Source organism: Streptomyces mexicanus, from assembly GCF_902506575.1.
Classification (GTDB): domain Bacteria; phylum Actinomycetota; class Actinomycetes; order Streptomycetales; family Streptomycetaceae; genus Streptomyces; species Streptomyces mexicanus.
The window spans coordinates 2,581,335-2,590,783 of record NZ_LR732544.1 but is presented as its reverse complement, the minus strand read 5'-3'; the positions used below and the strand labels follow the sequence as shown (position 1 = coordinate 2,590,783).

Annotated in this window: 8 protein-coding genes and 1 pseudogene; 4 read left to right on the top strand and 5 right to left on the bottom strand. The window is 73.0% G+C overall.

The window, feature by feature from the left end; translation table 11 throughout:
* On the top strand, positions 1 to 1,338 hold the full coding sequence (locus GV126_RS11640) for a polysaccharide deacetylase family protein (protein ID WP_438947837.1): 1,338 nt from the start codon (positions 1 to 3) through the stop codon (positions 1,336 to 1,338).
* A gap of 175 nt (positions 1,339 to 1,513) precedes the next feature.
* Entirely contained in the window at positions 1,514 to 2,629 is a 1,116-nt protein-coding gene (locus GV126_RS11635; RefSeq protein WP_236570247.1) for an amidase domain-containing protein, read from the top strand.
* A 63-nt stretch (positions 2,630 to 2,692) separates the two neighbouring features.
* Here the strand turns inward: GV126_RS11635 and GV126_RS36370 are convergent.
* Positions 2,693 to 3,982, bottom strand: a pseudogene (locus GV126_RS36370) (hypothetical protein); the annotation flags it as partial.
* A 170-nt stretch (positions 3,983 to 4,152) separates the two neighbouring features.
* Positions 4,153 to 4,545, bottom strand: coding sequence for a VOC family protein (locus tag GV126_RS11625; RefSeq protein WP_159665320.1), 393 nt, complete (start codon positions 4,543 to 4,545; stop codon positions 4,153 to 4,155).
* A gap of 214 nt (positions 4,546 to 4,759) precedes the next feature.
* Here GV126_RS11625 and GV126_RS11620 point away from each other — a divergent pair, with 214 nt between their 5' ends.
* The gene (locus GV126_RS11620) at positions 4,760 to 5,710 is read left to right on the top strand and encodes an NADP-dependent oxidoreductase (RefSeq protein WP_159665318.1); all 951 of its coding nucleotides are present in this window, start codon (positions 4,760 to 4,762) and stop codon (positions 5,708 to 5,710) included.
* Positions 5,711 to 5,855: 145 nt separating this feature from the next.
* A complete protein-coding gene (locus tag GV126_RS11615) occupies positions 5,856 to 6,236 on the top strand; it encodes an anti-sigma factor antagonist (protein ID WP_236569963.1) in 381 nt (126 codons plus the stop codon).
* 39 nt (positions 6,237 to 6,275) lie between these two features.
* Here GV126_RS11615 and GV126_RS11610 read toward each other — a convergent pair whose 3' ends face one another.
* The 3 genes from GV126_RS11610 to GV126_RS11600 form a co-directional block, all read right to left on the bottom strand.
* The gene (locus tag GV126_RS11610) at positions 6,276 to 7,247 is read right to left on the bottom strand and encodes a ribose-phosphate diphosphokinase (protein ID WP_159665314.1); all 972 of its coding nucleotides are present in this window, start codon (positions 7,245 to 7,247) and stop codon (positions 6,276 to 6,278) included.
* A 66-nt stretch (positions 7,248 to 7,313) separates the two neighbouring features.
* Positions 7,314 to 9,095 (bottom strand): complex I subunit 5 family protein, encoded by a 1,782-nt coding sequence (locus tag GV126_RS11605; protein ID WP_159665312.1) that lies wholly within the window; start codon positions 9,093 to 9,095, stop codon positions 7,314 to 7,316.
* Positions 9,095 to 9,445, bottom strand: coding sequence for a sodium:proton antiporter (locus GV126_RS11600; protein WP_159673568.1), 351 nt, complete (start codon positions 9,443 to 9,445; stop codon positions 9,095 to 9,097). Before GV126_RS11600 ends, GV126_RS11605 begins: the two co-directional genes overlap by 1 nt.
* Positions 9,446 to 9,449 lie beyond the last annotated feature (4 nt).

The window sequence follows — 9,449 nt, the reverse complement described above, 5'->3', positions numbered from 1 at the left end:
CTGGGCGACTGGCGGGTCGTGGTGCACTCCCCCCTCCGCGCCCCGGCGCGCGCCCGCCCCCGGGCCCGCCGTCGCCGCTCCTTCCGCCGGCCCGGCCGCCCGCACGTCGTCACCCTCGCGGTCCTGCTCGTCGTCGCCTCCGTCGTGGCCGGTTTCCTCGCGCTGACCCGGCCGGACACGACCACCCCGACCGCGTCCGCCGGGGAGAAGGCCGGCAAGAGCCCCGCCCCCGCCCCCACGGCCAGTGCCACCGGGCAGCCGACATGGGACGGCAAGACCCACGTCCTCGGTGACGGCTCGACCTCGTACACCGGCCCGCAGAAGGGCACGCTGAAGCCGCAGCCGCTCAAGCCCGGTGAGAAACCGCCCCAGTTCGTGGTCTTCTCCTGGGACGGCGCGCTGGAGGGCAGCGACCACCTCTTCTCGCACTACCGGGAGCTGGCCAAGGAGTACAACGCCCACATGACCTTCTTCCTCACGGGCATCTACCTGCTGCCCAAGAGCAAGAAGGCGCTGTACCACGGGCCGATGCACTCCCCGGGGGACGCGGCGATCGACTACCCCACCGACGAGCACATCCGCACCACCCTGGAGCAGCTGCGCCTGGCCTACGAGGAGGGCAACGACATCGGCACCCACTTCAACGGCCACTTCTGCGGCGACAAGGGCGGCGGTGACTGGAGCGTGGAGGAGTGGAAGAGCGAGATCGACCAGTTCTACGACTTCGTGGAGCACTGGAAGACCAACACCGGCTTCACCGACGTCCCGCCGCTGCCGTTCGACTTCAAGCAGGAGGTCACCGGCGGACGCGCGCCCTGCCTGGAGGGCCAGCCCAACCTGCTGAAGGCCATCAAGAGCTACGGGTGGCGCTACGACGCCTCCTCGCCCGGCGACTTCCAGATATGGCCGTCGAAGAAGAACGGCGTCTGGGACTTCCCGCTGCAGATGCTCCCCTACGAGAACGGCAAGTACCAGGGCCTGTCCATGGACTTCAACTTCCTCTACAACCAGTCGGGCGGTGAGACCAGCGGCGACCCGGCCAAGTACCCGCAGTGGGAGAAGACGACCGTCGACTCCTACCTGGCCGGTTTCGACCGGGTGTACTACGGCAGCCGGGCACCGCTGTTCATCGGCAACCACTTCGAGGACTGGAACGGCGGCATCTACATGAAGGCCATCGACCAGGTCGTGAAGAACGTGTGCACCAAACCCGAGGTCAAGTGCGTGTCGTTCAAGGAGCTGGCGGACTGGCTGGACGTGCAGACACCCGGCAACCTGCAGCGGCTGCGCACCCTGGATCCGGCACAGTCCCCGGACTGGTCGTCGGTGGTCAAGTGACCGCGGCAACAGCCTGGTTCCACTTGCACTCACCCTCTTCACAACCGTCACACGTGCCGTGCGAAGATGCGGTCGCCCGGTAGGTGTACCGGCGTAGAGGGGAACATCATTGAAATCGAGAAAACTGAGCCGTAAGCGGCGCCGCGCCACCATAGTCGGGGCGTCCGCCGCCGCGGTGGTCGCCGGCGTGGCCCTGGTGCCCAACTGGAGCGCGGGCGCGGCGGTCACCGACGACCCGACCGTCGACGCGGCCACCAAGGCCACGTTCCAGAAGCTGGCCGACGCGGTGTTCACCGACCGCACCCAGGCCCTGGTGGACGACAGCGGCCGGCACGGCGAGCACTCCAAGCTGACCTCGCACTTCTCCGGCAAGGTCCGCCTGTCCGGCACGCAGGCGCACGCGGAGGACTCCGCGCTGTCCCAGCTGCGCGGCCGCAAGGACCGCCTGGAGCAGCTCGGTGAGCGCTACAGCTCCGCCAGCACCAGCGTCACGCTGAACGCCACGGAGGTGAAGGGCCGTCACGCCAAGGCCGAGGTCACCGAGACCACCACGCTGACGTACGAGAAGGTGCGCGGCAACGAGCCGAAGACCACCGGCTTCCAGGCGCACCACGAGCTGTCGTTCCAGGCCGACAAGCACGGCAACTGGCAGCTGACCGGCATCAAGGACACCGACGACGGTGTCGCCGTCAACCAGCCGACCACGCCGACCGTGACCGAGCCGGCGACCGGTGACGACGACAGCCCGCCGGCGGCGACCCGGGCCTCGACCTCGCGCAACGCGCCGGCCAAGGCGAAGAACCTGACCTCGGGCGCGTACGACTACAAGGCCATGGCCGCGTACGCGCAGAAGTACTGGAACAAGTACAACCCGGACTACCCGGACTTCAGCGGCCAGGGCGCCGGCGGCGACTGCACGAACTTCGTCAGCCAGTCCCTCAAGGCGGGCGGCTGGAAGCACGTGCCCGGCTACACCAACGACTGGCACAAGTGGTTCGGCACCGCCGACATCCAGTCGGACTCGTTCGTCGGCGTCAACGAGTTCTCGTGGTTCGCGCTGTCCTCCAAGCGGGTCACCAGCCTGCCGTACGTCTACCAGCTCGACGTCGGTGACGTGCTGCAGATGGACTTCAACCGGGACGGGTCCAAGGACCACTCGATGATCGTCACCTACCGCAGCCCGCAGGGCGTGCCGTACGTGTCGTACCACTCCACCAACACCTACAACCGGTCGGTGGCGAGCCTGATCGCGTCGTACCCGAACGCGTACTACTACGCCTACCGCACCTGAGCGGTGTCCTCCCGGGGCGGGAGCCGGCCCGGCGCGGGGCGCGCAGCCGCCCCCGCCCCAGCGGCCGGCCCCCCGCTCCTGTCGGATCCGCGCCACCACCTGGGCCACCGTCTGCCGGACCGCCTCGGTCTCGGTCAGGAAGTGCCAGTAGTCGGGATGGCGGCCCTCCTCCAGGCCCGCCACCGCCCGCTCCAGCCGGGCCACGGAGTCGTCGAGCGGGCGGGCGTGGCGCGGATCCGGCGCCGTACGGCCCGACATGGCCAGCCGCTGGGCGTCGCGGATCGCGAACCGGGTCCGTTCGATCTCCGTCTGCGGGTCCTTCTGCACCGCGTTCAGCCGGGCCAGCCGGTCACCGGCGGCCGAGACCGCCTCGTCGGTGGCGTTCAGCAGCGCCCGCACGGTCGACAGCAGCGCGGTGGCGTCCGGCCAGCGCTGCGCGTCCCGCGCCGCCTGTGCCTCCTTCAGCTTCGCCTCCGCCTGCCGCACGTTCTGCGCGGCCTGCTCCGGCACATGCTGCAGATCCTGCCAGCAGGCGGCCGTGAACCGGCGCCGCAGCTCGCTGAGCACCGGCTCCACCTGCCCGGCGCGCGTGGTCAGCGCCTGCGCCCGGGTGCGCAGCGACACCAGCCGGTGGTCGATCTCGGCGGCCTGCTCCGGCAGGCGTTCGGCCGCCGAGCGGATCGCCTCCGCCTCCCGCGCCACCCGCTCGGCCCGCTGCAGCGTCGGCCGCACGCCGTGCCGGCCCGCGCCCTCGTTCAGCTTCGTCAACTCCGGTGCGAGCGCGGCCAGCCGGGCGGCCAGGTCGTCGGCCCCGAGGCCCGCGCCGCGCGCGGCGTCCAGGGCCGCACCGGCCCCCCGCAGCGCCTGCCGGGCCCGCTCCACGGCGGGCGCCACCCGGGCCAGTTCCGTCTCGGCCTTGCCGAGCAGCGGCCCGAGTCCACTGGCGAAACGGTCCAGCTCCCGCTTGATGTTCAGCAGTTCGTCCTTGGCGGCGACCAGGGCGGTGCGCGCCCGGGCGGCGGCGGACGCCTCCAGGTCGTGGCGGTCCAGGTCCGTGGCGTCCACGGCCTGGATGTACCGCTGACTGGCCTCGTCGATGCGCCGGCCCAGCGCCTCGAACTCCGCCACCGCCTGCCGGGCCGCGGGGGAGTCGTCGACGGCCGTGATCGTCTCCACCGAGATCCGCAGGTCCCGCTGGGCGGTGTCCAGTTCGTAGAAGGCGGCGGCGGCCGCGTCCTTGGCCTCCTGCGCCTGCGCCCGCTGACTGTCGGCCCGCCCGCCGAACCAGCGTCGCGTGCCTCCGCCGGCGAACGCGGCGGGCAGCGCCAGCACGGCCAGCAGCGGCAGGCCCATCAGCACGAGGACGGCGCGGGCGGCGGGCGGGACGGGGGGGGGGGCCGGCTCGTATATACAGCCGACTCTACCGACCCGCGCGTGCGTGTGGGTCGCGGCGGGGGCGCCGCCCGTCCCCGCCCCGGCGGGGGCCGGCGGCCGGTACCGCCGCGCCCGTCCCGCGGCCTCCTTCAGCCTTGTTTGGGAGCCCTCTGGCGGGCGAGGCGGAGGGTGAAACTGTGGCCGGCCGGATCGGAGCAGCCGCGCTCCTCGGAGCGGCCGGGGATGTCCTTCGCCTCGATCGGCCGGCCGCCCAGCTCGACGACCCGCCGTTCCGCGGCGTCCAGGTCCTCCACGAGGAAGTCCAGGTGGACCTGGAGGGAGTTCTCCGGGCGCGGCCAGCTCGGCGGGGTGGCGTTCGCGTCGCGCCGGAAGGCCAGACGCAGTCCGTCGGCGGCCCTGATCTCCACCAGGTTGGCGCTCGCGTCCGTCTCCTCCGCCTGAAGCAGCCCCTTGTAGAACGCGGCGAGTTTCTCGGGCTCCGCGCAGTCGAGCACCACGACGCCCGCGGTCACCAGTGGCATGTCTCCTCCGATGGGTCCGGCGGCAGGGCGTTGGTGCCCGCCGCCCTCCTCTTCCCTCTTTCCCGGGCGCGGGCGTTCAGTCGGCCGCCGCGGCCCGCCCGCCGTGGACCGGGCCCGGCCGACGGGCCGCCGGCAGCGTTCCGGCAGCCCGTGCGCGCCGGGCGGGGCCGGCCCGTCGTTGTGGTGCTGGGAGATCGGGGGCAGGCTGGATCCCATGAGCGATACGAAGACGATGCGGGCCGTCGGCCAGGACACCCTCGGCGGGCCCGAGGTGCTGCGGCTGATCGAGCTGGAGCGGCCGGTGCCGCGGCCCAACGAGGTGCTGGTCCGGGTGCGGGCCGCCGGGGTGAACCCGACGGACTGGAAGCACCGCGCGACCGGCCGCTTCCTCGGCGAACCGCCGTTCGTGCTGGGCTGGGACGTCTCCGGCGTGGTCGAGGAGACCGGCGTCGGCGTGGCTCTCTTCCGGCCCGGGGACGAGGTCTTCGGCATGCTGCCCTACCCGTTCGGCCACGGTTCGCACGCCGAGTACGTCACCGTCCCGGCCCGCGCCCTGGTCCGCAAGCCCGCCGGGATCGACCACACCCAGGCGGGCGCGCTGCCGTTGGTCTCGCTGACCGCCTGGCAGGCCCTGGTGGAGCAGGCGGGGCTGCGCACCGGGCAGCGGGTGCTGATCCACGCGGCGGCCGGCGGGGTGGGCCATGTGGCCGTGCAGATCGCCAAGGCGCGCGGCGCGTACGTCATCGGCACCGCGAGCGCCGGCAAGCACGACTTCCTGCGCGGCATCGGCGTGGACGAACCCGTCGACTACCGCACCACCGACGTCACCGAGGCCGTGCGGGACGTGGACGTGGTGCTGGACACCCTCGGTGGGGACACCTCGGTGCGTTCGCTGCGCGTGCTGCGGCCGGGCGGCGTGGTGGTGTCGATCGTGCCGGTGGGGTCCGGGGAGTTCTTCGAGGAGGCCGACCGGCTGGGGGTGCGGGCGGTGCGGATGCTGGTGGACGCCGATCACTACGGGATGCGGGCGGTCGCGGAGCTGGTGGAGGCGGGCCAGTTGCGCGCCACCATCGCCGGGACGTTCCCGCTGGCGGAGGCGGCCAAGGCGCACGAGCTGGGCGAGACCGGCCACACCACCGGCAAGCTGGTCCTGCTGATGGACTGACCCCGCCCGGCAGTAACGCGATGACATATGTCAATCGAACATGCTGGAATTCACTCCAAGGAGGGTAACTTGCCGGGCAGAGGCAGGGGTTGCGGCTCGGCATCCCCCGCCCGCCCGGACCCTGACCCTGGGAGGCGATGCCGTCGTGCCGCAGGACCCCGCGCCGTTCACCCGGCACGTGCGCGTCCACCGGGAGCGCGGGTGCACCGTGCTGGCGCTGCGCGGTGAGATCGACCTCGCCGCGGCGGAGGAGATCATTCCGTGTCTGGACCGGGTGACGGACCGGCCCGGGGCGCGGGTCGTGATCGACCTGAGCGCGATCGAGTTCTTCGACTGCTCCGGGCTGCGCCTGCTCTACCGGGCCCGCGGCCGGCTGCTGGAGCGGGGCGGCGAGCTGCGCCTGGTGTGCACCCATCCGCTGACGCTGCGCATCCTGAAGGTCACCGGCCTGGCCCGGCTGCTGCCGCCGCAGCCGACCCTCCAGGCGGCCCTGGCCCAGCCCCGGGCCGCGTCCGGCTCCGGGTGACCGCCGGGGGCCGTCGGGGCGTGCCCGCCGCCGCCGGGGCTACTCGCCGCGCGCCGCGTCGAACAGGGCGCTGACCGACTCCCCGTTGTGGATGCGGCGCACGGCCTCGGCGAGCGCGGGCGCGACGGACAGCACCCGCAGCTTGTCCCGGTGCGCCCGGTGGCCGTCGTGGTCCTCAACCGGCACCGGAACGGTGTTGGTGCACACGATCTCCAGCACGTCGTCCTGCTCGCTCAGCCGTTTCAGGGCGTCGGCCGCGAACAGGCCGTGCGTGCACGCCACCCGGATCGAGCGGGCCTTGGCCTCGCGCAGCCGGTCCAGCAGTTCCAGCACCGTGCTGCCCCGGGCGATCTCGTCGTCCAGCACGATCACGTCGCGTCCGGCGACGTCGCCGATGACGGAGGTGATGGTCACCCGGTCGTCGGCGTGGCGCTGTTTGGCGCCGGCGGCCACCTGGACGCCGAGCAGCCGGGCGAACGCGGCGGCCTCCTTGGCGTTGCCGAGGTCCGGGGAGACCACGGTGGTGCGGGTGAGGTCGTACTGCCGGAAGTGCGCGGCCAGTTCGCGCAGCGCGTGCAGGTGGTCGACGGGCACCGTGAAGAAGCCGTGCACCTGCGGCGCGTGCAGGGTCATGGTCAGCACGCGGCTGGTGCCGGCGGCCACCAGCAGGTCCGCGACCAGCCGCCCGCCGAGCGAGATGCGCGGGGCGTCCTTCTTGTCGGAGCGGGCGTAGGCGTAGTGCGGCATGACGACGGTGATCCGCCCGGCGGAGGCACCGCGGGCCGCGTCGCACATCAGCAGCAGCTCCACGAGGTGCTCCTGCACCGGTTTGACCAGCGGCTGGATCAGAAAGACGTCCCGTTCGCGGCAGTTGGCCTGCAACTGCACCTCAAGGCAGTCGTTGGCGAACCGGCTGACCCGGGCGGGGCTGAGCGGGACGCCGAGGTGCGCGCAGACCTCCGCGGCCAGGTCGGGGGGGGCGCTGCCGCTGAACACCGCGATGTCTCGCACGATCCGCTCCTCGCCTGATCGCCTCGGGCTGCCGCGCTCATGCTACTGACGTCACCGCCGCCGGGGTCAGCCCAGCACGCCCGGCAGGGCGAGCGCCCCGAGCAGGGCCGTGCCCAGCAGCAGCCAGGCCACGTAGTCGCCGACGTGCCCCGACTGCAGGCGCCGCAGCGGCAGCGCCCAGCCGGGGGCGGACAGCAGCCCGGGCCGGGCCACGGCGACGCCCGCGAGGACGGCCGCCAGCAGCGTGGACAGCAGGTCCAGCAGGACCCCGCTCGCGGTCCAGTGCGCCGAGGAGAACACCCCCGGGCTGCCGGACTCCTCCACGGCGTGCCCGGCCGCCTCGGCGAAGCCGGGCACGGCCCCGGCCAGGAGGGCCGCTGCGAGCAGCACCGCGGGCACCGTCCGCATCGTCGCCGGGACCCCGGTCAGCCGCTGCCGGGTCTCCGGCTCTTCCGAGCCGCCGGACGTCTTGTCCTCCTCGCGCTCCTGCCCGTCCTCCGCCGCGGGCCGGCGGCCCAGGCCGAGGAAGACCCGGGCGGCGACCCGCAGCACCGCTCCCCCGGTCAGCGCCGAGGCGAGGACGTACACGACGGTGAGCGGGCCGCCGACGGCCTCCTCGCTGACGGCCTTGCCCAGGCCGGTGGCGAAGGGCGGCAGCCCGGCCAGGGCCAGGGCGCCGACGGCGAACAGGACGCCGACGCCGCGCAGGCGCCGGGCCCGGCCGTGCAGCTGGAACTCGTCGACGGTGCCGTAGCGGTCCAGCAGCACGCCGGCGCACGCGAACAGCGCGGCCTTGACACCCGCGTGGCCGAGCACGTACAACGCGGTCCCCACGTCGCCCTCGGGTCTGAGCACGCCGATGCCGAGCAGGAACAGGCCGGTGTGGGAGATGGTGGAGAAGGCCAGCAGCCGCTTGATGTGCCGCTGGTACCAGCACATCACCGAGCCGACGGCGGCGGTCAGCACGCCGAGCACCACCAGCACCCGCGTGGCGTCGGCCGCGGGCACGCCGCCCGGCCCGGCGAAGACCAGCCCGTGGACCCGCCAGACGCCGTAGACGCCGAGTTCGACCATCACACCGGACAGCAGCATGCACACGGGGGTGGGCGCGACGGCGTGCGCGTCGGGCAGCCAGAACTGGAAGGGCACGGCGGCGGCCTTGACCAGCAGTCCGGTCAGGAACAGCGCGAAGCCGGCCAGGACCAGCACGTCCGGCCCGTGGTGCCCGGCCGCCCGGTCCAGCCCCTGCCCGATCTTCGCCATGGCCAGCTCGCCGGTGCGGGCGTACAGCAGGGCGATCCCCATGAGCATGAAGTACGCGCCGAGCGAGTTGACGAGCGCGAAGCTCAGCGCGCCCTGCACCGCCTTGGCCTCGTCGATGCGGTAGCCGGTCAGCGCGTAGGCGACGACGCCCATCAGCTCGAAGAACACGAACGCGTTGAAGAGGTCGCCGGCGAGCGCGAAGCCGCACATGCCGCCCTGGAAGAGCAGCATCATCGCCGGGTAGGAACCGGCGTGGCCGCGGGGCGGTTCGTCGAAGTAGTGCCAGGAGTACGCCAGCGCGGCCAGCGTCAGCAGCGACACCAGCGCCGCCATGCCGAGCGAGGCGCCATCGCCCAGCAGCACGATGCCCACGCTCTCGCCGTGCCGCGGGAACCAGCCGCCGACCCACTCCACCAGCGGCGGCGAGGAGTGCAGCAGCAGGAACACGGCGAGGGCGGCCGTCGCGGCCGCGGTCAGGGAGGCGAGGGACTCGGCGGCCGGCCGCGGCAGCCGGCGGCCGCCCGCGACCAGCACGGCGGCCACCAGCAGCGGGATCGCGGGCAGCAGCGGCAGCAGATGGTGCATCAGCCGCGCAGCTCCCTCAGCTCGTCGGGGTCCACGGTGCCGTGCCGTTTGGCGATCTGCACGGTCAGCGCGAGCAGCAGCGCGGTCACCGTGGCGCCGACGACGATGTCGGTGAGGGTGAGGGCCTGCACGACCGGGTCGACCACGGGCCGGGAGCCGGGCCGGATGTCGGAGAAGACGGGCGCGGTGCCGCCGTCGCGGTAGCCGACGGCCAGCAGCAGGATGTACGTCGCCGACTGGCACCCCGCCAGGCAGCCCACCGCGTGGATCAGGTTGCGGCTGGTGGCCAGGCCGTAGCAGCCGGCCAGGAACCCCCACGCGGCCACCAGGTACGGCAGCACGTGCAGCACGGAA

Bases quoted from the DNA above. Each gene is read 5' to 3' on its own strand.
- GV126_RS11625 (WP_159665320.1), bottom strand. From the start codon at position 4,545: ATGCCACTGGTGACCGCGGGCGTCGTGGTGCTCGACTGCGCGGAGCCC.
- GV126_RS11620 (WP_159665318.1), top strand. From the start codon at position 4,760: ATGAGCGATACGAAGACGATGCGGGCCGTCGGCCAGGACACCCTCGGC.
- GV126_RS11605 (WP_159665312.1), bottom strand. From the start codon at position 9,095: ATGCACCATCTGCTGCCGCTGCTGCCCGCGATCCCGCTGCTGGTGGCC.